This window comes from Coralliovum pocilloporae (genome assembly GCF_030845175.1).
Taxonomy (GTDB): domain Bacteria; phylum Pseudomonadota; class Alphaproteobacteria; order Rhizobiales; family Cohaesibacteraceae; genus Coralliovum; species Coralliovum pocilloporae.
Genome location: NZ_CP132542.1, coordinates 239,777 through 264,597, shown reverse-complemented (window position 1 = coordinate 264,597; position 24,821 = coordinate 239,777). Strand labels below are relative to the sequence as shown.

The following is a 24,821-nucleotide window of genomic DNA, read 5'->3' as shown; positions in this document are numbered from 1 at the left end:
TTTGCGTGTGTTCACGCCGGATGCAAGGTCTGGCAGGGCTCCCTACGTCCATCGACTTAGTTTACCTGCAGGGCCGGGCAGCCTAAGAAGATAGGCAAGGATTCAATAAAGGGAAAACCCCGTATGTTTGAGAAAGTTCTCATCGCCAATCGCGGCGAGATTGCTTGCCGGGTGATCAAGTCTTGCCGGAAACTCGGTATCAAGTCTGTCGCTGTCTATTCCGATGCGGATAAGGATGCGCTCCATGTGGAAATGGCTGACGAGGCCGTGCATATCGGACCGCCTGCAGCATCTGAATCCTATCTGGTGATCGAGAAGATTATTGAGGCCTGCAAACAGACAGGCGCTCAGGCTGTGCATCCGGGCTATGGCTTTCTGTCCGAGCGGGCTGCGTTCTGTGAAGCGCTTCAGAAGGAAGGCATCTCCTTTATCGGGCCGAATGTGAAAGCCATTGAGGCGATGGGCGACAAGATTGAGTCCAAGCGCTTTGCTGCTGAAGCCAAAGTGAGCACCGTTCCCGGCTATATGGGCATTATTGATACGCCTGAAGAAGCCGTAAAGATTGCCAATGACATTGGTTATCCGGTGATGATCAAGGCGTCTGCTGGCGGCGGCGGCAAGGGTATGCGTATTGCCAACGCGGAAAGTGAAGTGGCTGAAGGGTTCCAGCTGGCCCAGTCAGAAGCCCGTTCGTCCTTTGGTGACGAGCGTGTTTTCATTGAGAAATTCATCGTTGACCCGCGCCATATCGAAATTCAGGTTCTGGCCGATAAGCATGGCAATGCCATCTATCTGGGTGAGCGAGAATGTTCGATCCAGCGTCGAAACCAGAAGGTTATTGAGGAAGCGCCATCGCCATTCCTTGATGAGGAAACCCGCCGGGCCATGGGCGAGCAGTCCGTGGCTCTGGCAAAGGCTGTGGACTATGTCAGCGCCGGTACGGTGGAGTTTATCGTTGATGCGGATCGGAACTTCTATTTCCTCGAAATGAACACCCGCCTGCAGGTGGAGCATCCGGTGACCGAGCTGATTACCGGTATCGATCTGGTGGAGCAGATGATCCGGGTGGCCTATGGCGAGGAACTGACCATTGGCCAGGATGACATCAAACTCAATGGCTGGGCGATTGAAAGCCGTCTTTATGCGGAAGATCCGTACAGGAACTTTCTGCCGTCCATTGGTCGGCTGACCCGTTACCGCCCGCCGGAAGAGGGTGTGTTTGATGGCATCACGGTTCGGAATGACACCGGTGTGTATGATGGCGCCGAGATTTCCATGTTCTACGATCCGATGATCGCCAAGCTCTGCACCCATGCCGCGACCCGCAGTGAAGCGATTGAGGCCATGAGTGAAGCGCTTGATTCCTTCGTGGTTGATGGCATCCAGCACAATATTCCGTTCCTGTCTGCGCTGATGAATCATCCACGCTGGCAGTCCGGCAATATTTCGACAGCTTTCATCGCGCAGGAATATCCCGACGGCTTTGAAGGCGTGGAGATGACGGACGAAGCGCGCCAGGTTCTCGCTATTGCAGCTCTGACCATGGAACTTCACCGGTCTGACCGTCTTGACAATCATCAGGATCGCCTGCGGCCCCATGGCGGCCATCTCCGGCAGGACTGGGTTGTGTCGCTTGATGGTGAGCAGATCCCGCTGGCAATTGAGGGCGGTTTTGTCTCTATCCCGCTGGAACTGGCTGTCCGTGTTGGTGATGCGGAAGAGCCGGTGGGTGTCTATTCCGAATATGTCCCGGGTGATTATCTCTGGCTTGGCAGTATTGGGGAGACCTCGTGCACGGTGCAGGTCCGCCCGGTTCTGAACGGCTATGAGTTGTCCTGGCAGGGCGTGACGGTGGTGGCTCGTGCCATGCCGCGCCGGGTCGCTGAACTGGATGCGCTTATGCCGGTGAAGGAAGCACCGGACACATCCAAATTCCTGCTGTGCCCAATGCCGGGTCTCGTTGTGTCCATTAATGTGGAAGAAGGACAGGCGGTGAAGGCTGGTGAAGCACTCTGTACGGTGGAGGCCATGAAAATGGAAAACGTGCTGAGAGCTGAGAGGGATACTGTGGTCTCCAAGATCAATGCCGGGCCAGGTGACAGCCTTGCCGTTGATGCGGTGATCATGGAATTCGAATAAGCATAAGACTGTTATGCATATAAAGGCCCCGGCTTTCATAAGCCGGGGCTTTTTTTAGCCAAACAGCGCGTAAGCGCCAATCAGAATGGCAACACCGATCAGTACGTAGGTCAGTGTGCCGGATGATGAACCATCAGCCCCTTCCTGCGATGCCTGTTGGGCTGCGCTGGCGGATGACGTTCCCAGTTCGGACTGGTTCTCAGCCTCTGAGTCTGGTGCACCCTGGGCCGTTGCAACGGTTTCAGCAAACTTGTTGAAGAATTGTCCGGCGAGTTTTTTGGCTGTTGAATCAATCAGCCTGCTGCCGAGCTGGGCAATTTTGCCGCCCATATCGGCATGGGCATTGTAGCTCAGGCGAGTGCCATCCGCAGTCTCTTCAAGAGTGACGTCGGCCTTACCTTTGGCAAAGCCTGCAGCGCCGCCGCTTCCTTCGCCCGTGAGAGAAAAATTATCCGGAGCACCACTCGTGTCCAGTGTGACATTGCCGGTGAACTTTGCTTTGACCGGTCCAATCTTGAGTGAGACCTTTGCCTCCAGCTCGGTGTCAGAATGCTTGATCAGTTCCTCACAACCAGGGATACACTGCTTCAGTATCTCCGGGTCATTCAGAGCTGCGTAGACAGCGGCTTTCGGTGCCGGAATATCGACATCGTCCTTCAGATCCATTCAGTTTTCTCCTGTTATCCGCAGCACGAGCGTGCGAGCAGAGCATGTGTTTTGAGGGATTGTCTGGATGTTTCAGCAGTATCCGTGCCTGGGGCTGTTTCATCTGATCCGCCCGGGCTGACGGCAGGGAGTGGTGCCTCGCCCCCTGGTTTGCTGAAGAGTGTAAGAAACAGACGGAAGATCATTGTACTTCTCCGCCATGTTTGATGCCCCGGCGGCGTACCCTGGTGATCTCGGCGAGGATCGACAGGGCGATTTCCTCTGGTGTGATGGCGCCAAGGTCGAGACCGGCCGGGGCTCTGACCTGATCCAGTGCGGATGCGGCAACTCCGTCGGCGCTCAGCTTGTCTCGAAGAGCTGCCATCTTCTTGCTGCTCCCGACGAAGGCGATGTGCTGCCAGGGATACGCAAGCGCCTCCTTGAGGGCGAGGGCATCGCCATTTCCCTGGGTGGAGATGATGGCAAAGGCATCGGCCCGAAAGCGACCTTCAATGGCAAAGCCATCGACAGGCTGGTTCATCATATCGAAGCCTGCATGCAGATCTGCAGGAGCGCAGACGATGCAGTCAAAACCCATAGAACGAGCCAGAGTGTTCAGAGCCACGGCCACGGGGCTGGCTCCATAAATGAAAAGGGCAGGGCGTGGCAGAACAGGCTCTATAAAGATATCCATGCTGCCCTGACTTGGGCACATGTTGCGAGCGTAATGGATTCCGTCCTGTTCCTCGCCGGTTACAACACCCTGTTCTTTCAGCAGATCCTCGGGTTGGAGCGCGATAACGCGGGGCGTGCCGCTCTTGAGAATTTCTTTTGCAGCCTTGACGACTGCACCTTTTGCACAGCCACCACCAATCCAGCCACCTGATATATGCCCGTCGGCACGGATGACCGCTTTTGCTCCGGCTTTTGCTGCTGTTACGGAAACTGTTCGGATGACCGTTGCAACAGCAAAGGTTTCACCTGCCGCTTTCAGATCGGAGATATGGTCGAGAATATCGATTGGTGCTGACATCGGATCCTCTTTCATTGTCATGTGAGGTCCCGCCCGAGTGTGGCGAGATCCTGCAGGGTGGCGGCGGGAGACAGGTGATGGAGATAGGGGCGTGCTGCTTCGATGCCACGCGTGATGACATCGCTATCTTTCCAGCTCTGGAGCGGATTGACCCAGATGATACGGCAACCACGTTTCTTCAGCCGTTTGAGGTTCTGACCAATCTGCTCCGGGGCGCCGGTATCGTAACCGTCCGAGACGATGAGAACGGTTGACCGGCCATTGACCATCCGGCTGGCATAGCCCGTGTTGAACTGATGAAGGCTGTGGCCGATACGGGTTCCACTGCCAAACCCTTCAGCCATGAGGGAGAGGCGGTTGATCGCTCGCAGGCTGTCCTTGTCCCGCAGGGCATCACTGATCCTGATCAGGCGCGTATGAAACAGATAGGCGTCAGCCCGTTGATCGGCTCCGATGAGACCTTTGAGAAAAGCCAGGAATACCCGCGCATAACCGGTCATGGATCCTGATGCATCAAGCAGAACCACCAGGTGTGATGGTTTGTTCTTGTGTGTCTTTCGGAACAGATGAACAGGCTCGCCGCCCGAAGCGAGGCTCGCACGGATCGTTCGCCTCAGATCTGCCTGATGGCCATGTTGGCTGATTTTTGTGCGGCGCGAGCGGCGATAGCGGCACTGTCTGGCAAAATCCTCTGCGATGTCTTCAGCCTCTGCCATGTCTTCAGGTGTGACAAGCTTACGGAGATCTGCTGTCATCTTGCTCTGCTGTTTGGCCGCGATCAGCTTTCCTGTTGCGTTGGAGGTGTCTTCCTGACTGTCACTGTCCGTGCTCGTGTCCGCTTCATAAGCTATGCCGCTTTGCTGGTCTTTCGCATTATCTGCCCAGGACTTGAGAGCGGGGTGTTCTGATGGTTTTGAAGGTCGAGGAGGCGTGGGCTTGTGTTCAACTCTGGTGGTTCCCCGTCTGCGCCAATAGGCGTCAAACAGATCGTCGAAGCGATTGAATTCGTCGGAATTTCCGCAGCAGATAGCCTTCAGGCCTGTTTTGACCATATCAGTGCTGCTGCATGTCAATTCCGGCAGACCATGGAGGGAAAGCGCCACTTCCTGTAACCCGACTTCAAAGCCGTTGCCGCGAAGATGCGCCATGAAATCTGATAATCGGTCAGCCGGACCATCGGCTCGTTCTGGAAAGCGGGTAATCATTATGCGGCCCGCCCGGCCAGTCTTTGGGCGACTTCCGTGGGCACGGCGAGACTGTCTGCCTCTGTCTTCAGCAGGCAGACAAGTGAGGCCTGAAGCTGTACCGGGTCTTCTGTCAGGTCATTGACCCCGAGGCCAGCAAGGGCGGCAGCCCAGTCCAGGGTTTCAGCAATGCCGGGTTTCTTCTCAAGGTCTTCTTTTCTCAGGTCCTGAACGAAACCGATGATTTGCCGAGCCAGTTCCTGATCAAGATGTGGATGGCGCTTTTGCAGAATGGACAGCTCTGTTTTGCGGTCCGGGTAGTCGACAAAGGAATAGAGACAGCGACGCCTCAGGGCATCTGACAGATCACGGGTTCCGTTGGCTGTCAGAATGACAATCGGTGTTGTTTTGGCTTTTATTGTGCCAAGTTCAGGTATGGAGATCTGGAAGTCCGACAGAATTTCCAGCAGATAGGCTTCAAATTCTTCATCCGCCCGGTCAATCTCGTCAATCAGCAGAACTGGACGTTCGCTCTGCCGGATCGCTTCCAGCAGCGGCCGGGCGAGGAGATATTTTTCCGAGAAGATGCGATCTTCTATCTCATCAGCAGAGCTTTCTGTCTCTGCCGCAGCCCGAATGGACAGGAGCTGGCGCTGGTAGTTCCATTCATAAATTGCCGAAGCTGCGTCCAGGCCTTCATAGCATTGCAAGCGGATCAGTTTGGTTTCGTAGAGCTCCGAGAGTGTCTTGGCAATCTGTGTCTTGCCAACACCCGCGGCCCCTTCCAGCAGAAGCGGACGTTCAAGGCGAATGGCCAGGAACAGAGCCATAGCCAGATCATCAGAGGCAATATAGCCGGTCTCTGCGAGGTCCGATTGCAATTGTGTCCAGGTCATGCGCTTGTCCTTGTTGGCCGGGCGGGTTGGGGGCCCACCCGGCCTGTGCATCATCAATCTCAGTCGTGGAGGCCAAGATCGCGTGCAATCGACCAGATACGCCAGTGATCGTGTGGCATATGTGCATGCACATGCCCGAACGCCCGGAAGGCATCATTCACTGCGTTTGAGAAGGCGGGGACACCACCGACATTCGGACTTTCTCCCACACCCTTTGCGCCAATCGGGTGGTGCGGGCTCGGGGTTTCCGTATGGTCGGTAATGTAGTTGGGTGTCTCCCAGGCCGTTGGAATGAAGAAGTCCATAAAGGTGCCGGTCTTCACATTGCCGATCTCGTCATAGGCGATCTCCTGACCCATGGCGATTGCCAGGGCTTCTGTCAGACCGCCATGCACCTGGCCTTCAATGACCATTGGATTGATCCGGGTGCCACAGTCATCCAGAGCGTAGAACTGCCGGATATCCGCTTCACCTGTGTCCACATCGATATCGAGCACGCAGATATAGGCCCCGAACGGATAGGTCATGTTGGGCGGGTCATAATAACTGACCGCCTCAAGGCCAGGTTCCACGCCTGGAATGGGCTGGTTATAGGCCGCATAGGCGATGTCCTTCATGGTCTTGAAGCGGTCGGGCTCGCCTTTGACCACAAACCGGTCCACATCCCATTCCACGTCATCGTCATGAACTTCGAGAAGGTAGGCGGCAATCATCTGGGCCTTGGCGCGGATTTTCCGCCCTGCCATGGCTGTGGCTGCACCGGCGACCGGTGTGGAGCGTGACCCATAGGTGCCAAGACCATAAGGGGCTGTATCCGTATCACCTTCCTCGATGGTGATGTCATCGGCGGATATGCCGATTTCACTGGCCAGAATCTGCGCAAAGGTGGTGGCATGCGCCTGGCCCTGCGAGATTGTGCCCAGCCGTGCGATGGCCGACCCTGTCGGATGGATACGGATTTCGCAGGAGTCGAACATGCCCATGCCGAGGATGTCGCAGTTCTTGACAGGTCCCGCGCCGACAATCTCTGTGAAGAATGTCAGGCCGATGCCCATCAGCTTACGGGTTTCTCCACGTCTGAAGGCTTCAACACGATCAGCCTGCTCCTGACGCAGCCCCTTGTAGTTGACGCTCTCAAGGGCCTTGTCCCAGGCAGTGTGATAATCACCTGAATCGTATTCCCAGCCGAGCGCCGAGTGATAGGGGAACTGCTCCTTGCGGATGAAGTTCCTGGCCCTGAGTTCAGCGGCATCCATGTTGAGCTTGATGGCCAGGACCTCGATCATCCGCTCAATGAAATAGGCGGCTTCCGTCACACGGAAGGAGCAGCGATAGGCGACGCCACCCGGGGCCTTGTTGGTGTAGATCCCGTCTACAGCCAGATATGCTGTTGGGATATCGTAGGAGCCTGTGCAGATATTGAAGAATCCGGCCGGGAATTTTGATGGATCAGCGCAGGCGTCAAAGGCACCATGGTCGGCGGTGACGTGACACCAGAGGCCCGTGATTTTACCGTCCTGTGTGGCTGCAATCTTGCCCTTCATCCAGTAATCGCGGGCAAAGGCTGTGGCCATCAGGTTTTCCATCCGGTCCTCAATCCACTTGACCGGCTTGCCGGTCACGATGGAGGCGACGATGGAGCAGACATAGCCGGGATAGACGCCAACCTTGTTGCCGAACCCGCCACCGATGTCAGGAGAAATCACGCGGATATTGTGCTCGGCAATGCCGGACAGGAGAGCTGCAACGGTGCGCACCACATGCGGGGCCTGGAAGGTTCCCCATACGGTCAGTTTGCCATTGACCTTATCCATGGAAGCGACGCAGCCGCAGGTCTCAAGCGGGCATGGATGGGTGCGATGGTAATAAACCATTTCTTCGGCCACCACATCAGCACTGCTGAGAACAGATTCCGTTGCCTCGGCGTCACCCTGTTCCCAGGTAAAGATGTGATTGGGGTGACGGCGAGGGCCATGGGCTCCGGATGTCTCGTCTGCAATGTCTTCGCGAAGGATTGGTGCATCTTCGACCTCCGCCTGAAACGGATCGGTGAGAACGGGCAGTTCTTCGTAATCCACTTCCACAAGATCGGCTGCGTCCGCTGCGATGTAGCGGTCTTCAGCAATAACAAAGGCCACTTCCTGGCCCTGGAACAGAACCTTTCCATCGGCCAGAACCATCTGCTTGTCACCAGCCAGGGTGGGCATCCAGTGCAGGTTAAGCGGCTCAAGGTCTTTTGCCGTCAGCACGGCCACAACACCTGGGAGGGCCATGGCTGCGTCCGTATTGATGGATTTGACGCGTGCGTGGGCGTAAGGGGAGCGGATGAAGTCCCCAAACAGCATGCCGGGCAGTTTGACGTCATCTACATAGTTGCCCTTGCCCTGGGTAAAGCGGGCGTCTTCAACGCGGCGACGGGAACAGCCAATGCCTTTGAGGGCGGAGGCGCGTTCTTCTTTCGGAGGGGACATCTCGTTCATTCTGCTGCCTCCTGTGCGGCATTCAGCTCAGCGGCTGCTGCCATAATGGCTTTGACGATGTTCTGGTAACCTGTGCAGCGGCAGAGATTGCCAGCCATACCGAACCTTACTTCTTCTTCTGTCGGGTCCGGGTTTTCCTGCAGGAACCGATAGGCACGGGTGATCATCCCGGGGGTGCAGAAGCCGCATTGCAGACCGTGATGCTCACGAAACATGATCTGGAGAACATGCAGGGAATCCGGGTTGCCGATTCCTTCGATTGTGGTGAGGTTGGCTCCGTCTGCCTGAACTGCGAAAAGCGTGCAGGATTTGACTGACTTTCCATCTATATCGATGGTGCAGGCCCCGCAGTGTGACGTCTCGCAGCCGATATGTGGGCCGGTGATTTCCAGTTGCTCCCTGAGTACGTGAATCAGGAGCTCGCGAGGTTCTGCTTCGACCGTTGTTTCCTGTCCGTTGACGGTGAAGGTGATGCTTGTCTTTGTCATGCCGTTCTCCCGTCGTTCAGGCGCGCGCGATGGCGCTGTCGATGGCACGCCGAATGATGACGCCTGCCACATGTTTCTTGAACTCAATCGGCCCGCGATTGTCCTCGGACGGTTCCGTGATATCGACGGCTGCGCTGACTGCCGCCTTAATCGCTGCATCATCGAGAGTTGATCCGACCAATGCGTCGACTGCCGCCTCGCAGTAGAGCGGGATATCGGCGAGGTTTGTCAGGGCGATAGATGCGGATGTGCATGTATCGCCGGACCTGGAGATGAGAACCGCTGCGGCTGCTGTTGCATAGTCACCAATCTTGCGCTTCTGCTTGGCATAGGCATAACCCCCACCGGGTGTCTGGAAACTCACATGGGTGAGAATTTCCTCATCCTCGCGCGCTGTGAAATAGGCCGCTTCGTAGAAGTCACGTGCGGCTACAGAGCGCTCACCATTGGGGCCGGTCAGATGAAACTTTGCATCAAGACACTGCATCAGACCCGGCATGTCATTGCCCGGGTCACCATTGGCGATGTTGCCTCCAATCGTGCCCATGTAGCGGACCTGGGGGTCAGCAATCTGAAGGGCTGTCTCGCGGATGATTGGAGCGGCATTCGCCAGAACGTCATTGGTGATCAGCTCATGCTGGGTCACCATGGCGCCAATTCTGATTGTGCTTCCGTCAATGGAAATACCCTGGAGATCGGAAATGGCGCTGAGATCAACGATGTGATCGAAGTCTGCCATCCGCAGTTTCATCATGGGTATGAGGCTGTGCCCGCCTGCAACCACGCGGGCTGTATCGCCGTGGTCTGACAGCAGTGCAATGGCTGCAGTCAGGCTGCTCGGTCGATGATAATCGAACGATCCTGGAATCATGTCTGGTTTGTCCTCCCGGCTCAACGAACGGGCTGACAATGGGATGTGGCCCGTTCGAGACTGCGACATTCTGTGCCGGGTGCATGAGCGGCGTCGAATGGGCACTCTCTGGCGGCGCAGTTCGTTTCACGAAGCGCGAACATGGTGCACGAACTGCGAAAAGGGGAGATTTACAGGCCGAGCGCTTCCCGGACAGGATTGACTCGTGTGCGACTGACCGGGACTGTCTTGAGGCTTTCGATATGGTCGAACAGGCAGGCTCCGTTGTCCTTCCGCCGCTCGAAGCCGGAGACGTGACTGATGTTCACCAGATATGATCTGTGTGTCTTCAGATAGACCGTATCCGGCAGGCGTTTCTCGGCGACCGAGATTGACCACGGGCAGAACAGTTTTTCTGTCTCTGTATAGAGAAGGGTGTAATGCCCCTCTGCCCGAATGGCTGCGACGTCGTTCAGAGGCAGAAAGTAGGTCTTGCCATCCCGCTCATAGGGGATGCGGACGAGAGGGGTATCTGTGTCTGGAAGGCTGGTTTCCGTATCGGATGCATCTTCAGACTGGGCCTCTGGATCCGGCTCTGAAGGAGAGGCCGCCGGCTCCGTCTTCTGCTTTGGCATCAGGAAGGTTGCTGCAGACAGAAGAAAGCCACCGCAGATAAAGAAGCCTGCCAGGATCACAATCAGGGCCAGGTCGGCATTTTCGATGGATGGTGAAACCGGTGCATCATCAGGTGAGACCGCAAAACCTGTCCAGTACATGGCCGTGAAGTGAACAATCACCACTGAGGAGCCGAAAATCAGGGTGCTGAGAATGATGTTGAGCCGTGTTCGCTCGCGATAGGCAATCCAGATTGCTGCAATCCCTGTAAGGGTGGCGAGGAGAACGGACAGCAAGCGTCCACTCCAGCCAAACAGGACCAGACACCCCTGAATGCCGGACATGCCCACATAGTGCATGACGACGATTCCATTGCCCAGGATCGCCCCCGCAATAATGATGTTGCGCCAGTTCCGTTCGCCAAAATGCATGAAGAGCAGGGACGTGCCTGCCATCAGGATGGCAATCAGAATGGAACCAAGGGTCAGGGCAGAATCATAAATCACCGGAACCGGGAGCTGCAGGGCGAGGATTGCAACAAAATGCATGGACCAGATGCCACCGCCCAGAACAATTGCTGCCATGCCGATGATCAGCTTGCGGGTTGGCACGGGCAGCGCCGAGATCCCGTTGGTCAGGGTCAGCCCGGTGAAAGCAGCCATCATGGAAATGGCTAATGACGCCACAACAAGCGTTATGTCATAGGTATAGGTCAGCAATGAGTCTTGGCCTTAGTGCTTTATTGTTCTGTTCCAGGCAGGCCGCAAGATTATCAAGCCTTGTTCGTCAGGCAAATGCTTTTGCACTTATTCGGGCTTTTGGAACCTGCGAGCCAGATAACGGACCTTGCCATTTCTGAAACCCTTATAAAGCTTGGTGTTTTCTGTTGCTGCAAATTCCATCAGGAACTTGCTGATAAGGGGGATCCGTCCGATACGGGCTTTCTTGCGTTCACTCATGGCGTCAAGGGCCTTGATAACACCGGGTGTCAGCTCCATTCGACGAACGTCAACGAGGCCGGTTTCCGCGAACTGGTTTTCCAGCGATTCCATCATTGATGATGCGCGGATATCAGCCCAGGTGAATACGCCTCCGGGTTTCAGAACACGTTCAACTTCTGAGAAGAATTTCGGCAGGTTGCTGTAGCAGTGGGATGATTCAATGTTGACGATAATGTCGACGCTCTCATCAGCAAGTGGAAGTGCCTCCGCGTCTCCAACGTCAAAGGCGAGTGCCGGATGCGGCGGTATAACCTTTCGGGCACGTTTGACCGTCGCAGGAGAATAATCGAGCCCGGTCATGGAAGCCGGCTTGAAATAGCGTGCGATATAAGAAGAGCCGCCCCCGCGACCGCTGCCCACTTCAACGACAGTTTTTTCGTTCAGGTCGAGACCATCCACGGCTTGCTGGTAAAGTCCGATAAAGGCCCGGTCCGGTTCGTCCTCTGTGTCGAGAGGGAAGGGAACGTCCGGCATATAGCCGTAGTTCATGAATGCCCAGTCCTTGTCTGACCAGACGCGGGACAGGAGATTATAGGTCTGCTTCCAGAACCACTTACGTGTTTCGGGCAAACGTCCCTGTTCCACAAGCCGGATGACGGTGTTGAAAAGCTTGCTGGCCATGAACGGGTCTTTCGCGCAAACAGTCTGATGAAGGGATTACTCTGCGGGAGCAGGCAAGGCTCCGGACTGGTCTGGTGCCAGCTCTTCTTCCAGCCATGCTCTCCCTTTTACGATCAGGGCGTCGATTGTTTCCGAGCTTGGATGGAACCAGGGTGAATAATACCGGGCCAGATGGATGAAGCCGAGCCGGGTATATCCGGGAGAGACGAAACTGACCCAGAACAGTTTCGCCCAGAAGGAGAGCCCGGTTGATTCTCCATCGGCTTTCAGCATCAGTCTCATGTTCCGAATAAACGTCACCACGAACACAATCAGCGTTGCATTCATCGTGGCTGTTCTCAACAGATAGCGTTTCCAGGGAGAAACCTTGGAGGTGGCTTTCTCAAAGACCTCAAGGGCGACGCCTGCATGCTCCAGTTCCTCAAGAGCATGCCACATCCACAGACGCCTGTAGGCTGGCTCCGCTCCCTCAAGAAGTTTCGTATTTCTCAGGGTGGCGATGGAGAGCGTGGCAGTCATGTGCTCAATGGCGCAGGTGAGGGCCACATCATAGACCGGCTTGTGCTTCATGCGCAGGGCCTGACGGATGGGGGCCTCCATGCGGTTGACGTCATATCCCAGTCTGCGCAGCGACTCATTATAGTCTTCATGTTCGCGGGTGTGGAAAGCTTCCTGCCGGGCATAGCCGTCAATATGGCTGATGAGCTCGGCATTGTCGGTCTTCTTTGCGTAATGCTTCAGAGACCTGATGAAGAAACGCTCTCCTTCAGGCAGAAAGATCGACATGGAATTCATCATGGCAGTCTTGATCGGATCTCCGGCAAACCAGTTCCGTACGGGATTATCAGACAGGCCAAACCGCAGGTCTCTTGGCAGAATCTCGTGCTCGGAATGATGCATGACTGTCTGGTGTCCTGATAAAATTGCTTTCAGCGCCCGCAATACGTCTTGACCCTAACAACAGAGCCGGGACGTATCCAGTCTTTGTTGCCAGTAGGCTCTTCCATATGGAGGTGAGCCGCCGTTGAGGGTGCTGAATAAAATCAGCCCTCTCACCGGAGTGAGAGGGCTTGATTATAATTCCAATGCTTTGACAAGCTTGAAATGGTGCGGTCGAGAAGACTCGAACTTCCACGGGAGTTACCCCACAGCGACCTCAACGCTGCGCGTCTACCAGTTCCGCCACGACCGCAAACTGGTACTCAGCTCTCGCTGACGAGCGGTGAAGTATCAGATGCCATCAGATTGTGCAAGGGGAATAAGGATCCATTTCAAGATATTCACAGATCTTGAAAAATGCAGTCACACGCGTTTCACATTGTCGGACGGGCGGAAAGCGGCTGAGCGGAAGAGAACTTCGGTGATGGAAATGCCCACATGCTCTCCATTCAGAACCACCTGACCCTTGGCGACCGGGATATTGTTGGCCAGAATCTGAACGTCATCGTCCTCATGGGTGTTGAGTTCGATAATGGCACCACGACCCATGCGCAGCAGCTGATGAACGGGGATCTGGGATGTGCCAAGCAGGACAGCGATTTCCACTTCGACATTCTGGATCGTCGTCACAATTGTCACTCCGGTGATAAACTGGTTTTACCCGACCTGGTTTCCAGTTAAGAACGGGGCGGGAAATGTTAATAAAATCTTACAGAAAATGGTTAGCGAATGGTTAACGGTCGTGATGAGCTGACGGATCTGAGCTTGAGACGACAGGAGGAGATGCCGGTTGACTGGGTGGTGAGTGATGGCCTCACGGACTATCCTGATGCGGTTGAGGAAATGGAGCGCCGTGTGGCGGATATTGCTGCTGGGCACTGTGCCGAGAGGGTCTGGCTCCTGGAGCATCCGCCACTCTATACAGCTGGCACCAGCGCTGATGATTCTGACCTTGTGATGCCGGATCGGTTTCCGGTGTTTCAGACGGGGCGGGGCGGTCAGCATACCTATCACGGGCCGGGACAACGCGTGGCTTATGTGATGCTGGACCTCAAGGAGCGGGGGCAGGATGTTCGCCGGTTTGTCGCAGGCCTCGAAGAATGGCTGATCCGCAGCCTCTGGCATTTTCATATTCGCGGTGAGAGGCGGGAAGACCGGGTTGGTGTCTGGGTCAGAAGACCTGAAAAAGGTGCGGATGTGGAAGACAAGATCGCCGCACTTGGTATTCGGGTTCGCCGAGGCATAACCTTTCATGGAATCAGTCTGAATGTGGACCCCGATCTTGATCATTTCGGCGGCATCATACCATGCGGTATTCAGGAACATGGTGTGACCAGTCTTACGGATCTCGGATTGCCGGTGTCGCTTCCTGAGGCGGATATGGTTCTGAGAACCGAGTTTGAACAGATTTTTGGCCCGACCCGATCGGTAAGCGGCACGTAACTGTCATCAAACCTTGTCATATGGATAAACCACAAAAAAGCCTTTGAGCGTGATAGACGCACGCGCTAGTCTTTGCGGAAAACACATAAGCTTTTTAGGGTCTTGACCCTGGGGATTGGGAGCTCTCATGGCGGAAACCGATACGATCGCAGCAGACCAGACGACAACACCTGCCTATCTGCCGCGTGATGATCGGGACAATATCGATCCCTTTTTTCTTGACCGTATTGATATTGCGCTTGAGACATCCGATTTCGATGAAATCCGCGAGCTGACGCGGGATCTTCATGAAACCGATATGGCTGAACTCATCGACGCGCTGGACGCGGATGAGAGGGTTCAGCTTATCCGGGTTCTTGGGGATGACTTTGACTTCACGGCCCTGACCGAGCTTGATGAAAATATCCGTAATCAGGTGATTGATGCGCTGCCTGATGAACAGGTCGCCGAGGGGTTTCTGGACCTTGATTCTGATGACGCTGTTTTCATTCTGGAAGACCTTGATGAGGAAGATCAGGTCAAGATTCTCTCCAAGCTGCCTATCGCTGACCGGATCAAGCTGCAGCGAGGTCTGGATTATCCGGAGGATTCAGCCGGCCGTATCATGCAGTCGGACTTCATTGCCATTCCGCCGTTCTGGACGGTGGGACAGGCGATTGACTATATGCGGGAAGCGGAGGACCTTCCGGACCAGTTCTATGACCTTCTGGTGGTGGATGTGCGGTTCACGTTGTTGGGGACCGTGCCGCTGAATACGCTTTTGCGTACCAAACGGCCGACCAAGATCCAGGACATCATGCTGGACGCCCGGCATATGGTGAAGCCGGATGAGGATCAGGAAGAGGTTGCTCATCTTTTCGAGCGCTACAATCTTGTGACCACAGCAGTGATTGATGACACCGACCGCCTTGTTGGTGTCATTACGATTGATGACATCGTTGACGTTATTCAGGAAGAGGCGGATGAGGATATCAAGCGCCTGGCCGGTGTTGGTGATGAGGAAATCTCGGATAATATCGTCGAGACCATCAAAAGCCGTTTCGTCTGGCTACTGGTCAATCTTGGAACGGCCATTCTTGCGTCATTTGTCATTGGCCTGTTCGATGGAACCCTTCAGGAAATGGTGGCACTGGCGGTTCTGATGCCGATTGTGGCGTCTATGGGAGGCAATGCGGGCACCCAGACGATGACCGTGGCCGTGCGTGCTCTTGCGACCCGCGATCTCGATAATCTGAATGTCAGGCGTTTTATTACGCGTGAAACCCTCGTTGGCCTGTTGAACGGGGTGATTTTCGCGCTGATTATCGGTGTGGTCACCGTTGTCTGGTTTGGCAATGCGGAGCTGGCCGGTGTGATTGCGGTTGCTATGGTGATCAACATGGTCTCGGCAGGCATGGCGGGCATTTTTATTCCGCTCTGCCTTGAGAAGACCGGCGCTGACCCGGCGATTGCGTCATCAGTATTTGTAACCACCGTGACCGATGTGGTGGGATTCTATGCCTTCCTGGGGCTGGCCGCCTGGTGGTTTGTGCTCTGATAAAGTTATTCTAAAATTATGTAATATATAATAAATATCGTATCTCTTTACTTTAACGTCAAAGAGACTGATACTCGTGTCATGCAGCGCATTTACACGATATCCGATCTTGCGGAGGAATTCGGCGTTACGACCCGGACATTGCGGTTCTATGAGGATCGCAAGCTTGTCAGCCCAACCCGCCGGGGAAGCAGACGGCTCTATTCCCAGAGGGACAGGACGCGGCTGAAACTCATTCTGAGGGGCAAGCGGCTCGGGTTTGAGCTATCTGAAATCTCTGAAATCATCAGCATGTATGAAGCCAAGCCCGGTGAACGCGGCCAGCTTGAAACCCTGATGGGCCGGATTGCCCAACGCCGTGATGAGCTTTTGCGAAAGCGCCGCGATCTTGATGTTACCCTTGCTGAGCTGGATGCCGTTGAAACCGGCTGCCGGAAGCGCTTGAAGGAGATGATGTCCGATGAGTGATTTTGTTGTCCGGGATCCAGACTATGACGCTCGCATTCGGCGCAGCTTTGCCCGACAGAGTTTTATGGGGCTTATGGGTGTCGAGCTTTGTCACATAGCACCTGGTGCGGTGGACCTGAAAGTCGCTGCACGATCTGATCTGGAACAGCAGCATGGCTTCTTTCATGCGGGCGTAACATCATCGGTTGCTGATAGTGCTGCGGGATATGCTGCGCTCAGCCTGTTTGAGGCCGGTGCCGGTGTTCTGACAGTTGAGTTCAAGATCAATCTTCTGGCGCCTGGCCAGGGGGATGCGCTTCTTGCCCGGGGCCGGGTGGTGAAGTCGGGGCGTACCCTGACCCTGGCGAAGGCGGATGTCTTTGCTCTTCAGGAGGATGCTGAGACACCGGTAGCCACAGGTCTGTTCACAATGATTCAGAAACAGGGTTTAGCCGACTAGAGGTATGAATTCCGCGGTTGGTGATAGCGGATGTGATTGGGATAACTCAAATGCGTAATGACTTTTCGAGCTTCAATTTCAACCTTGGTGAAACAGCGGACATGATCCGCGATTCCGTCCGTAATTTTGCTGCAGATGAAATCGCGCCAAGAGCAGATGATATCGACCGGACGGATGAATTCCCCATGGACCTCTGGCAGAAGATGGGGACGCTGGGTGTGCTTGGCGTTACGGCTGATGAGCAATATGGCGGCTCAGGCCTTGGTTATCTCGAGCATGTTGTGGCGATGGAGGAGATTTCCCGTGCTTCTGCATCTGTCGGCCTGTCCTACGGGGCGCATTCCAATCTCTGTGTCAACCAGATCAGCCGGAACGGCACTGAAGAGCAGAAACAGAAATATCTGCCAAAGCTTATTTCCGGTGAGCATGTCGGGGCTCTGGCCATGTCAGAGCCGGGTGCCGGGTCAGATGTGGTTTCCATGCGCCTGCGAGCCGAGAAAACCGGTGACCGGTATATTCTCAACGGCAATAAGATGTGGATCACCAATGGACCAGATGCCGAGACGCTGGTGGTTTATGCCAAGACTGATCCCGATGCCGGGTCGCGCGGGATTACGGCCTTTCTGATCGAAAAGAACATGCCGGGCTTTTCTGTGGCTCAGAAACTCGACAAGCTGGGTATGCGGGGCTCTCATACCGGTGAGCTGGTCTTTGAAAACTGTGAGGTGCCGGAAGAGAATATCCTGGGCGAAGAAGGGCGGGGCGTGAATGTCCTGATGTCCGGTCTTGACTATGAGCGGGCCGTGCTGTCCGCCGGACCTCTTGGTATCATGCAGGCCTGTATGGATGTGGTTCTGCCTTATGTGCATGAACGCAAGCAGTTCGGACAGCCTATCGGGACGTTTCAGCTCATGCAGGGCAAGCTGGCAGATATGTATGTCACCATGAATGCCTGCAAGGCCTATGTGTATCAGGTCGCGCAGGCCTGCGATCGTGGTGAAACAACCCGGGAAGATGCCGCCGGAGCCATTCTCTATGCGGGGGAGAAAGCCACCTGGATGGCGCTTGAGGCGATCCAGTGCCTCGGTGGTATGGGCTATATCAGTGAGAGCCCGACCGGGCGGCTTCTGCGGGATGCAAAACTTTATGAGATTGGTGCCGGAACCTCGGAAATCCGACGGATGCTGATTGGCAGGGAATTGTTCGAAAGAACGAAATAAAAAAGCCGGGCCTTGCGTGGGCCCGGCTTACTCAAACTTGTTGTGACAAGTCCGATGGTTATGTCTTGCGTCCCCAGGATATGCTGAGGTGCTGGGACACGCCGATTGCCACCAGTGCGTAGATGACATGACCGTAAAGCGCTGCCCAGGTAATGCCGGCAAAGTTGAGGAATGGTGGCATGCCAGCGATTACATGCGCCATCACATAGAGCGCAAAGACCCACTGGAACAGACCGAAGGCAACTGCGACCACATACCAGGGCACGGATGGTGCGATGCTTTTCCAGAGAGGGCGACCAATGAGGGCAAAGGCCAGCGGGTAGCACAAAACTCCGGCAAGGTAGTGCAGCATGTAAGCCGCCGGTTTTGAACCAAAACCTGCAATAGCCTTGAATACGGATGCAGCCAGCGGAACCGGTGCCAGTCTTGAACCACCAAGAAGAGGGCTGATAGCCTGACCGAATATCTCGAAAGCGATGGTGCCGAAAGCACCGGCAATAAGAACAATTGTCAGACGCTCAAGAGAAAGGACGCTTTTCTGTGCGCCGATATCGGAAGGTGTTGCCGTGATTGACATGAATTACTCCAATCATCTGGATAAAGCCAGTTGATGGTGACATTACATGGTCAATCTAAACAAAACCTAACGGCAGAAGTCGTATTTTAGCAACTTCTGCCGTTTGGTTATTAAATGATTTTCAGAACAATTTGCAGCTATGGGTTGAGTACTTGGACTTTTGTTGTGCCACCGCCACAGGTGTAGCAACATCCCCGGCAGCCATGCTGGTTATATTGTCCGACACCCCAATATGTAGTTGAATTTCCGCGTACCCAGGCACCGTAGCAGATTTTTTCTCCGCGTCGGCAATTCAGCCGGTAAGTATGGGTTTTATAGTCGGAAATAACGTAGACTTTGCTGCCGCCAGGCCAAGCGTGATCATAAGTTTGCGAATAGAAAACGACACTGACTTTGTTCGGATGATTGCTCTTTACTTTCCAGGTCAGTTGGGCCGCATGGCTAGACCCAACGCTGAGACCGATCACCGCAAAACTCATAACAATCAGGCCGATAAATCGAGACCAGCTTGAACTCATCTTACTCTCCTCCCTCTTTTTCGAGCGAGGTTAACACATTATTATTATGTGCGTCATCCCTGACCTTTTCTGGCGACAAAAAGGCCTGAGAGAATAAGGCCGAGCGCAATCATCAGGGTGAGTGTGAGTGGCTCGTCAAGGATGAGCCATGCCAACAGGACGCCGAAAACCGGGATAAGATTGACGCCAAGCGAGAACAGGCTGTAACCGATTGTCCGGATGAGATGGAACCGCAGGATATAAGCCATGCCTGTTGGAAACAGACCCAGGAAGAGGATGGCTTGCCACGCCTCTTGTGACAGGGACAGGTTTGGTGGGCCGTCGATGACAAAGGCGCTTACAATCAGTATAGGAGTGGCGATTGACAGAACCAGTGCCGACAAGCGCGTTGGCGGCAGGTCGCTCACATGTCTGACCATGGACCCGGCTGTAACATAACAGGCAGACGCCAGCAGAATGGCAGCTTGCGCCACCAGGTCTCCGCCAAGCCCGTCAATGGCTCCCTTGCCGACCACAAGAGCAACGCCGGAAAATCCAAGCACAACGCCAAGTGCCTTCAGCGGGGTGATGCGGTCATCGCTTGTGGTGAAATGACTGGCAAGAAGCCCAAGAATGGGGCCGGTGCCCATGAGCAGGGCAGTGACGCCGGCATCGGTCGTCAATTGGCCCCAACTGATCAGGAAGAAAGGAATGACAACATTCAGCAAGGCAATCAAAACAACCAGAATCCACTGTTTGCCTGTGGAGGGGAAAACAGCGCCGCGTATAAGAGCCCATGGCAGGAGAGCCATACAGCCGATAAGCGCGCGGGATGCCGCCAGCCATAGTGCACCGGTTTCCGGAACGGCGACCTTGATTGCCAGAAAGGCGCCTGCCCAGATCAGTGTGACAAACATGAGCAGGAACAGATCCAGCGGGGTTGGTTTTCGCAGAGCCATGAATGTCTGATGTTTCAATGATTGACGGATAAGGGCAGAATAGCCATATGGGTAGGGAACTTTCCTATATCCGTCAATCTCATACGCCCTGCTGCCCGAGCCTGGAGTTGCCCGTGACCCGATTTGATCTCAATCCGTTCCGTGACTGGCTCAGAACCCGTGGGCGCTTTCTGACACATCGGTCGGTGTTCGTCGAAGAGCTGGCTGATATTCTTCTGAAAGCAGGGTTTCCGATCTATCGTCTCACCACGGGTATTCCCATTCTGCATCCCAGTATCAGGGCAGAGACTGCCTTGTGGGTCGAAGGAGTTGGCGGGGATGTCCATTTTCATGGCACCGGTTCAGATCTGGAAGAGATCTACCGAAGAAGCCCGCTCTATCAGGTTTATGAGTTCGGCAAGTTTGTCCACGTGCCGGTGACACCGGAAAAGGTGGATGGTGAGTTTGGCATTCTGGAAGATATTCGAGCAGATGGTGCCACGGATTATATGGCTGTCCCCATTCAGTTTTCTGATGCCAGCTATAAGGCCATTACCATGGCGACACGGTCTCCTGAGGGGTTCACTCAGGCGATGATCGAGAGCGCCCATGAGATAGCCGATGAGCTTGCGCCGGTTCTGGAACTGCAGACAACCCAGCGGCTCGCCAAGACCTTGCTTGATGTTTATGTGGGGCATCAGACCGGGGAACGGGTGCTGAAGGGTGAGATTAAGCGGGGCGAGGGCGAGGTGCTGCGGGCGGCTGTCTGGTTCTCCGACCTGCGAGGGTTCACGGATCTTTCCAACCGGTTGGACGGCACCGAATTGCTTGATGTTCTCAACACCTATTTCGATGTTGTGACGCGCTCGGTTGAAGAGCATGGCGGAGAGGTGCTCAAGTTCATCGGGGATGCGGTTCTGGCTATCTTTCCGTTCCACCCGATCCCTGAAGAGTGTGATGCCTCAGACAGAGCGCTTGCCGCTGCCTGCATGGCCTTTAAAGAGTTGAATGCGGTGAATGAACAGCGGGATGTTGATGCGCGGGACCGGATCGAGACCGGGATCGGTCTCCACATGGGCGATGTGTTCTATGGCAATGTGGGCAGTAGTGGGCGTCTCGATTTCACGGTGATCGGGCCAGCGGTCAATCTGGCCAGCCGTATTCAGGCGCTGTGTCGGGATCTCGATCAGACCATTCTTGTTTCTGAACAGCTCGCAAGCAAAAGCCAGAAGTTCCAGCTCTCGGAAAAGGGATGCTTCAGCTTCAAGGGGTTCAATGATCAGCATCGGGTTTTTGCCGCCGCATGACGTCAGAAAATGACAGGGTTACTGTCAGACCCTGTCAGATTTACAGAGCAGCAATAGGGCATTTATCGGAAAAGAAGTCGCTCTTTTGAATGGTTAAAATCTTTTAACTATTTGGGATTGAATGGTTTTTTAAGCTGGCAAAATTCTGTCTGAAATATGGCTATTTTGCGCTTGCACACGGCTGTTTGTTGGCGTATCCACAGCATCAGAAGGGGCCTCCTGAAGGCTCCTGTTTAACAGATGCAAGGTAGCAACTCACCAATGAACACAGATGTTAATCTGTCCTGCTGGACCGTTACAGCGCGTACGCTGATCGTGGTCTTCGGCATTGTTTCTCTTGTTTATTTGCTCGGTGGCCTGTAAGTCGACCCCAAGGCAAGCTTCCAGAAAAATTGAGATTGCACAGAGCGGATCCGCCCCAGAAAGCGGGTCCGTAGTTGTTTGCGCTTCGATATCTAAGGTGTAAAAATACCATACCTTTAACCTGAACTGGCTGCGGTGCTTTTAGAGTTTGTTTCTGCGCGAGCTTTTATCTGAAAAGTCTATCAACTTTTCAGAAACACGCTGTAAGATTGTCTCGCTAAGTGAAGCGTAGAGGTCCTTTGGTGCAATGCCACAGACAATCCATACCGGTATCAAACAGCTTGTTGCTGAGGCGGAGAAAGAAATTGAAACGCTGTCAGCAGACGAGGCACGGGCGCTTCACGGTGATGACAGCTGTGTGTTTGTTGACCTGAGAGATATTCGGGAGTTGAAGCGTGAGGGGACCATTCCTGGCGCTGTTCATGTCCCCCGCGGGATGCTCGAATTCTGGATTGATCCGGACAGCCCTTATCACAAGGACATTTTTAACCAGGATGTCCGCTATATCTTCTTCTGTGCTAGCGGATGGCGTTCCGCTCTCGCCACCCAATCCGCCATGCGGATGGGGTTGAAGCCTGCTGCTCATATCGGCGGTGGCTTCAAGGCCTGGGTAGAAAACAGATATCCGGTCGAACCGAAATGATAAGACCGGATATCGAAGCCTAGACCTGACCCTAGTTTGAGACTGGCGCTTCCGCTGTTTCCTTGACCACGGCACTGAGGACAGATACCGCGTCAGCTGAATCCCATTCAGCTGGCCCTGCCAGACGACCGATTTCGCGACCCTGCCTGTCCAGAATAAGCGTCATTGGCAGGCCAATAGCCCGGTTGGCTACCGCGAACTTGTTGTTTTCATCCAGATAGACGGGAAGGTTTTCAGCTTTGATCTGGCTGAAGAAGGCATCGACCTTCTCCAGTCCCTGGCGATCCAGGCTGACAGGCAGCACCTTGAAGTCATCGCCACCCAGTTTGGCCTGAAGGCGGTCGAGTGACGGCATTTCATGGCGGCAGGGCGGGCACCACGTTGCCCAGAAGTTCAGCACAACAACCTTGCCCTTGAAGGCATCCACAGTTGTCGGATTGCCATCGCGATCCTGAAATGGAACCTTGATGGCAGCTTTGGCTTTCTTGTGAAAGAGAAGGCGTGACATTTCTCCCTGGCGGAGAGCTTTCACCCGTTCAATGGCCTCTGCGGCCAGATCAGCTTTTGCCGGATTGGTGAAAGCAGGCAAAGCCGTCAGGCTGATGGCTGCGGCAAGGGCGGCTGAAAGGAGAGTCCGCATGTTTTTCTCCAACTGATGGCTCGAATTCGCCGGGACTATATCAGAAATGCACTGTTGTCCGACACACAGTTTCTTGAGGTCTTGAGGACAAATAGCCTGTGCAGGCCTCCGTGCCTTCCTCCACGTATTCCTATGATGCTTCACCGCTCACATAGGTGGACAGCCTCTTGGCCAGAACATCCGGTGTTGTGCCGAACGGAAACAGCGTCAGAAACTTGCCATCAGGCCCCATGAGGTAGGTCAGGGAACTGTGGGCTGCCTCATAATCATCAACGCCTTTTCCATCACCATGCTGGTGGTGCTCATGTTCTGATGTCAGGAGCTTGTGGCGCTGAACCCGATATTTCCGGGCTATATCGGCAATCTGCGTTTCACTTCCGGTCAGGGCGACCATGCCGGGGGTGAACGATTCGATATAGTCGGCCAGGATCTCAGGCGTATCGCGAGCCGGGTCGATTGTCACGAAAATCGGCTGGATTTTCTTTGCCCTGTCACCCAGCTCATCCAGGGCAATGGTGATATCCTGCAGGGTGGTCGGGCAGATGGCGGGGCAGTGGGTGTAGCCGAAGAAAATCAGCCGATAACGCCCATCCCAGTCGGTGTCCTTGCGGGTTTGCCCCTGATGGTCGGTCAGCTCGAACGTGCCGCCGAAGAGTGCATCCAGCTTGGGAATCGGTGGTGCTTTTGGCGTCTCTGTATGCGCTTTATCCGCACCAGCCTCCTGTTGAGTATGGCTGGCTCCGTGGTTATGGGAACTCCCGCTGTTGGCCACATTAACCGGGGCAGCTGTCATCACTCCGACGAGGGTGAGTGTTCCCGCCATGGAAATCAGGGTATTTTTCAAGGGAGCTTACTCCTCTGTCGCTTCAAGGCCCGGGATGCCGAACACACCCTCCTGAGCGACCAGTTCCTTGACGAGCGGATCTTCGCGGAACCATTTGCCCTTTTTGATATCGGGGTTCCGTTTTGCCCAGTTCTTCCGCCACTGATTGGCGCGAAGCCATTTGCCGGTGGCACGGGATTTGATCCGCTGGACAAAATACATGTGCATGATGGGGTTCTTGATAAACAGCCCGTCCACGTGGACCTGCTGGTTACAGGAGCTGAGGAGTTCGTCCACACCGCCTGCAAATAATGACCCACCCTTGACCACAGGGATCAGGGTGCCTTCTGCGGTCAGCAGGCCGAGTTGACGCTGACCATCGCCGCAATTGGGCGGGCAGTCGCCACTGAGTTCACATGCGATATCAACGACTTTTGCCTGAAGTTCTTTTTCTTCTTCATAATCAAGGCCCCAGGAATTGGCGGCCTGGGCAGCAGTGCCGATGGTCAGGGAGACGGCAGCGGCCATGGACAGGGTTTTGATTGACTGTTTCATCTCATCACTTCCCGAATGGAACAATGCCATAATCTTCATGGGTCAGATTGACGACACCCTTGTCGTCAGCGACCGTGTTGACGAAAATGTATTTCACGCCATCCCGTTCATAGAGGTCGCCGTCCACAGTGACTTCATGGGTCTGAATTGTGATGATTTTCGGGTTGGCGACGCTGGACGTATCCTCTTCGAGCTTCAACACCATATAGATGTTGCCGTCCTTGTCCTTGATGCTCACGGGAATGCCGCCAACGGCACACCAGATAGCGCATTGATGGTGGGCCGTTCCCTCGGCAAACATGATCTCGGTGACATAGCACCAGGTATCAATGATTTCTCCCGTGATCTGAACCCGCTGTGGTGTCGCCGCACGAGCCTCAGTAAAGGGCGCGCCAACCAGTCCTGCTATAAGAGCGAGGGATGCGATACTGGAAACCCAAGAGGTTCGTGGGTTTAAACGCGAGAATGGAAAACGCACGG

General features: G+C 54.8%; 26 protein-coding genes and 1 tRNA gene. 8 read left to right on the top strand and 19 right to left on the bottom strand.

From position 1 onward, the window contains the following. The first annotated feature begins 123 nt into the window (after positions 1 to 123). The gene (locus RA157_RS01250) at positions 124 to 2,139 is read left to right on the top strand and encodes an acetyl-CoA carboxylase biotin carboxylase subunit (protein ID WP_350334672.1); all 2,016 of its coding nucleotides are present in this window, start codon (positions 124 to 126) and stop codon (positions 2,137 to 2,139) included. Between the two features lie 54 nt (positions 2,140 to 2,193). Here RA157_RS01250 and RA157_RS01245 read toward each other — a convergent pair whose 3' ends face one another. From RA157_RS01245 to RA157_RS01190, 12 genes are all read right to left on the bottom strand, one after another. Then, positions 2,194 to 2,805 (bottom strand): SRPBCC family protein, encoded by a 612-nt coding sequence (locus RA157_RS01245; protein ID WP_350334671.1) that lies wholly within the window; start codon positions 2,803 to 2,805, stop codon positions 2,194 to 2,196. A 181-nt stretch (positions 2,806 to 2,986) separates the two neighbouring features. Continuing rightward, complete coding sequence (locus tag RA157_RS01240) at positions 2,987 to 3,817, bottom strand: XdhC family protein (protein ID WP_350336249.1); 831 nt, start codon at positions 3,815 to 3,817, stop codon at positions 2,987 to 2,989. 17 nt (positions 3,818 to 3,834) lie between these two features. Then, positions 3,835 to 4,965 (bottom strand): vWA domain-containing protein, encoded by a 1,131-nt coding sequence (locus RA157_RS01235; RefSeq protein WP_350334670.1) that lies wholly within the window; start codon positions 4,963 to 4,965, stop codon positions 3,835 to 3,837. 56 nt (positions 4,966 to 5,021) lie between these two features. Beyond that, the gene (locus RA157_RS01230) at positions 5,022 to 5,897 is read right to left on the bottom strand and encodes an AAA family ATPase (RefSeq protein ID WP_350334669.1); all 876 of its coding nucleotides are present in this window, start codon (positions 5,895 to 5,897) and stop codon (positions 5,022 to 5,024) included. Positions 5,898 to 5,956: 59 nt separating this feature from the next. Then, complete coding sequence (locus RA157_RS01225; RefSeq protein ID WP_350334668.1) at positions 5,957 to 8,377, bottom strand: aerobic carbon-monoxide dehydrogenase large subunit; 2,421 nt, start codon at positions 8,375 to 8,377, stop codon at positions 5,957 to 5,959. Then, positions 8,374 to 8,865, bottom strand: coding sequence for a (2Fe-2S)-binding protein (locus RA157_RS01220; RefSeq protein WP_350334667.1), 492 nt, complete (start codon positions 8,863 to 8,865; stop codon positions 8,374 to 8,376). Before RA157_RS01220 ends, RA157_RS01225 begins: the two co-directional genes overlap by 4 nt. A gap of 16 nt (positions 8,866 to 8,881) precedes the next feature. Beyond that, complete coding sequence (locus RA157_RS01215; RefSeq protein WP_350334666.1) at positions 8,882 to 9,736, bottom strand: FAD binding domain-containing protein; 855 nt, start codon at positions 9,734 to 9,736, stop codon at positions 8,882 to 8,884. A gap of 170 nt (positions 9,737 to 9,906) precedes the next feature. Beyond that, positions 9,907 to 11,049 (bottom strand): MHYT domain-containing protein, encoded by a 1,143-nt coding sequence (locus RA157_RS01210; RefSeq protein ID WP_350334665.1) that lies wholly within the window; start codon positions 11,047 to 11,049, stop codon positions 9,907 to 9,909. 87 nt (positions 11,050 to 11,136) lie between these two features. Continuing rightward, the gene (locus tag RA157_RS01205; RefSeq protein ID WP_350334664.1) at positions 11,137 to 11,952 is read right to left on the bottom strand and encodes a class I SAM-dependent methyltransferase; all 816 of its coding nucleotides are present in this window, start codon (positions 11,950 to 11,952) and stop codon (positions 11,137 to 11,139) included. A gap of 36 nt (positions 11,953 to 11,988) precedes the next feature. Beyond that, positions 11,989 to 12,852: a metal-dependent hydrolase gene (locus RA157_RS01200; RefSeq protein ID WP_350334663.1), complete on the bottom strand. Its 864-nt coding sequence runs from the start codon at positions 12,850 to 12,852 to the stop codon at positions 11,989 to 11,991. Positions 12,853 to 13,057: 205 nt separating this feature from the next. Further along, positions 13,058 to 13,144 (bottom strand) — tRNA-Leu (locus tag RA157_RS01195). Between the two features lie 110 nt (positions 13,145 to 13,254). Then, on the bottom strand, positions 13,255 to 13,521 hold the full coding sequence (locus RA157_RS01190; protein WP_350334662.1) for a FliM/FliN family flagellar motor switch protein: 267 nt from the start codon (positions 13,519 to 13,521) through the stop codon (positions 13,255 to 13,257). Positions 13,522 to 13,620: 99 nt separating this feature from the next. On the opposite strand from RA157_RS01190, the gene lipB reads away from it, so the two are divergent. The 5 genes from lipB to RA157_RS01165 all read left to right on the top strand — a co-directional run bounded on the left by lipB (position 13,621) and on the right by RA157_RS01165 (position 17,998). Further along, positions 13,621 to 14,334 carry a lipoyl(octanoyl) transferase LipB gene (gene lipB / locus RA157_RS01185; protein ID WP_350334661.1) on the top strand — a complete coding sequence of 238 codons (714 nt, stop codon included), beginning with the start codon at positions 13,621 to 13,623 and terminating at the stop codon, positions 14,332 to 14,334. A 127-nt stretch (positions 14,335 to 14,461) separates the two neighbouring features. Next, a complete protein-coding gene (gene mgtE / locus RA157_RS01180; RefSeq protein WP_350334660.1) occupies positions 14,462 to 15,871 on the top strand; it encodes a magnesium transporter in 1,410 nt (469 codons plus the stop codon). 81 nt (positions 15,872 to 15,952) lie between these two features. Further along, positions 15,953 to 16,339, top strand: coding sequence for a MerR family transcriptional regulator (locus tag RA157_RS01175; protein WP_350334659.1), 387 nt, complete (start codon positions 15,953 to 15,955; stop codon positions 16,337 to 16,339). Next, entirely contained in the window at positions 16,332 to 16,778 is a 447-nt protein-coding gene (locus RA157_RS01170; protein WP_350334658.1) for a PaaI family thioesterase, read from the top strand. Before RA157_RS01175 ends, RA157_RS01170 begins: the two co-directional genes overlap by 8 nt. Positions 16,779 to 16,828: 50 nt before the next feature. Further along, a complete protein-coding gene (locus RA157_RS01165) occupies positions 16,829 to 17,998 on the top strand; it encodes an isovaleryl-CoA dehydrogenase (protein WP_350334657.1) in 1,170 nt (389 codons plus the stop codon). A 58-nt stretch (positions 17,999 to 18,056) separates the two neighbouring features. Here RA157_RS01165 and RA157_RS01160 read toward each other — a convergent pair whose 3' ends face one another. The 3 genes from RA157_RS01160 to RA157_RS01150 form a co-directional block, all read right to left on the bottom strand. Next, positions 18,057 to 18,575: a hypothetical protein gene (locus RA157_RS01160; RefSeq protein ID WP_350334656.1), complete on the bottom strand. Its 519-nt coding sequence runs from the start codon at positions 18,573 to 18,575 to the stop codon at positions 18,057 to 18,059. A gap of 137 nt (positions 18,576 to 18,712) precedes the next feature. Next, on the bottom strand, positions 18,713 to 19,093 hold the full coding sequence (locus RA157_RS01155; RefSeq protein ID WP_350334655.1) for a hypothetical protein: 381 nt from the start codon (positions 19,091 to 19,093) through the stop codon (positions 18,713 to 18,715). Positions 19,094 to 19,146: 53 nt separating this feature from the next. Continuing rightward, complete coding sequence (locus RA157_RS01150) at positions 19,147 to 20,031, bottom strand: DMT family transporter (protein WP_350334654.1); 885 nt, start codon at positions 20,029 to 20,031, stop codon at positions 19,147 to 19,149. 113 nt (positions 20,032 to 20,144) lie between these two features. Between RA157_RS01150 and RA157_RS01145 the strand changes: the two genes are divergently transcribed. Together RA157_RS01145 and RA157_RS01140 are read left to right on the top strand one after the other, a co-directional pair. Next, a complete protein-coding gene (locus RA157_RS01145) occupies positions 20,145 to 21,317 on the top strand; it encodes an adenylate/guanylate cyclase domain-containing protein (protein WP_350334653.1) in 1,173 nt (390 codons plus the stop codon). Positions 21,318 to 21,927: 610 nt separating this feature from the next. Next, a complete protein-coding gene (locus tag RA157_RS01140) occupies positions 21,928 to 22,323 on the top strand; it encodes a rhodanese-like domain-containing protein (RefSeq protein WP_350334652.1) in 396 nt (131 codons plus the stop codon). A gap of 31 nt (positions 22,324 to 22,354) precedes the next feature. On the opposite strand, the gene RA157_RS01135 is transcribed toward RA157_RS01140, so the two are convergent. From RA157_RS01135 to RA157_RS01120, 4 genes are all read right to left on the bottom strand, one after another. Continuing rightward, positions 22,355 to 22,963, bottom strand: a complete 609-nt coding sequence (locus tag RA157_RS01135) for a TlpA disulfide reductase family protein (protein WP_350334651.1) — start codon at positions 22,961 to 22,963, stop codon at positions 22,355 to 22,357. A 130-nt stretch (positions 22,964 to 23,093) separates the two neighbouring features. Continuing rightward, positions 23,094 to 23,807: an SCO family protein gene (locus tag RA157_RS01130; RefSeq protein ID WP_350334650.1), complete on the bottom strand. Its 714-nt coding sequence runs from the start codon at positions 23,805 to 23,807 to the stop codon at positions 23,094 to 23,096. 6 nt (positions 23,808 to 23,813) lie between these two features. Next, positions 23,814 to 24,341 (bottom strand): hypothetical protein, encoded by a 528-nt coding sequence (locus tag RA157_RS01125; RefSeq protein WP_350334649.1) that lies wholly within the window; start codon positions 24,339 to 24,341, stop codon positions 23,814 to 23,816. Positions 24,342 to 24,345: 4 nt separating this feature from the next. Further along, complete coding sequence (locus RA157_RS01120; protein ID WP_350334648.1) at positions 24,346 to 24,819, bottom strand: hypothetical protein; 474 nt, start codon at positions 24,817 to 24,819, stop codon at positions 24,346 to 24,348. Positions 24,820 to 24,821: the final 2 nt, after the last annotated feature.

Bases quoted from the DNA above. Each gene is read 5' to 3' on its own strand.
- mgtE (WP_350334660.1), top strand. From the start codon at position 14,462: ATGGCGGAAACCGATACGATCGCAGCAGACCAGACGACAACACCTGCC.
- RA157_RS01155 (WP_350334655.1), bottom strand. From the start codon at position 19,093: ATGAGTTCAAGCTGGTCTCGATTTATCGGCCTGATTGTTATGAGTTTT.
- RA157_RS01240 (WP_350336249.1), bottom strand. From the start codon at position 3,817: ATGTCAGCACCAATCGATATTCTCGACCATATCTCCGATCTGAAAGCG.
- RA157_RS01230 (WP_350334669.1), bottom strand. From the start codon at position 5,897: ATGACCTGGACACAATTGCAATCGGACCTCGCAGAGACCGGCTATATT.
- RA157_RS01165 (WP_350334657.1), top strand. From the start codon at position 16,829: ATGCGTAATGACTTTTCGAGCTTCAATTTCAACCTTGGTGAAACAGCG.
- RA157_RS01235 (WP_350334670.1), bottom strand. From the start codon at position 4,965: ATGGCGCATCTTCGCGGCAACGGCTTTGAAGTCGGGTTACAGGAAGTG.
- RA157_RS01170 (WP_350334658.1), top strand. From the start codon at position 16,332: ATGAGTGATTTTGTTGTCCGGGATCCAGACTATGACGCTCGCATTCGG.
- RA157_RS01250 (WP_350334672.1), top strand. From the start codon at position 124: ATGTTTGAGAAAGTTCTCATCGCCAATCGCGGCGAGATTGCTTGCCGG.
- RA157_RS01205 (WP_350334664.1), bottom strand. From the start codon at position 11,952: ATGGCCAGCAAGCTTTTCAACACCGTCATCCGGCTTGTGGAACAGGGA.
- RA157_RS01200 (WP_350334663.1), bottom strand. From the start codon at position 12,852: ATGCATCATTCCGAGCACGAGATTCTGCCAAGAGACCTGCGGTTTGGC.
- RA157_RS01220 (WP_350334667.1), bottom strand. From the start codon at position 8,865: ATGACAAAGACAAGCATCACCTTCACCGTCAACGGACAGGAAACAACG.
- RA157_RS01135 (WP_350334651.1), bottom strand. From the start codon at position 22,963: ATGCGGACTCTCCTTTCAGCCGCCCTTGCCGCAGCCATCAGCCTGACG.
- RA157_RS01215 (WP_350334666.1), bottom strand. From the start codon at position 9,736: ATGATTCCAGGATCGTTCGATTATCATCGACCGAGCAGCCTGACTGCA.
- RA157_RS01150 (WP_350334654.1), bottom strand. From the start codon at position 20,031: ATGGCTCTGCGAAAACCAACCCCGCTGGATCTGTTCCTGCTCATGTTT.
- RA157_RS01245 (WP_350334671.1), bottom strand. From the start codon at position 2,805: ATGGATCTGAAGGACGATGTCGATATTCCGGCACCGAAAGCCGCTGTC.
- RA157_RS01175 (WP_350334659.1), top strand. From the start codon at position 15,953: ATGCAGCGCATTTACACGATATCCGATCTTGCGGAGGAATTCGGCGTT.
- lipB (WP_350334661.1), top strand. From the start codon at position 13,621: ATGGTTAACGGTCGTGATGAGCTGACGGATCTGAGCTTGAGACGACAG.
- RA157_RS01125 (WP_350334649.1), bottom strand. From the start codon at position 24,341: ATGAAACAGTCAATCAAAACCCTGTCCATGGCCGCTGCCGTCTCCCTG.
- RA157_RS01225 (WP_350334668.1), bottom strand. From the start codon at position 8,377: ATGAACGAGATGTCCCCTCCGAAAGAAGAACGCGCCTCCGCCCTCAAA.
- RA157_RS01160 (WP_350334656.1), bottom strand. From the start codon at position 18,575: ATGTCAATCACGGCAACACCTTCCGATATCGGCGCACAGAAAAGCGTC.
- RA157_RS01140 (WP_350334652.1), top strand. From the start codon at position 21,928: ATGCCACAGACAATCCATACCGGTATCAAACAGCTTGTTGCTGAGGCG.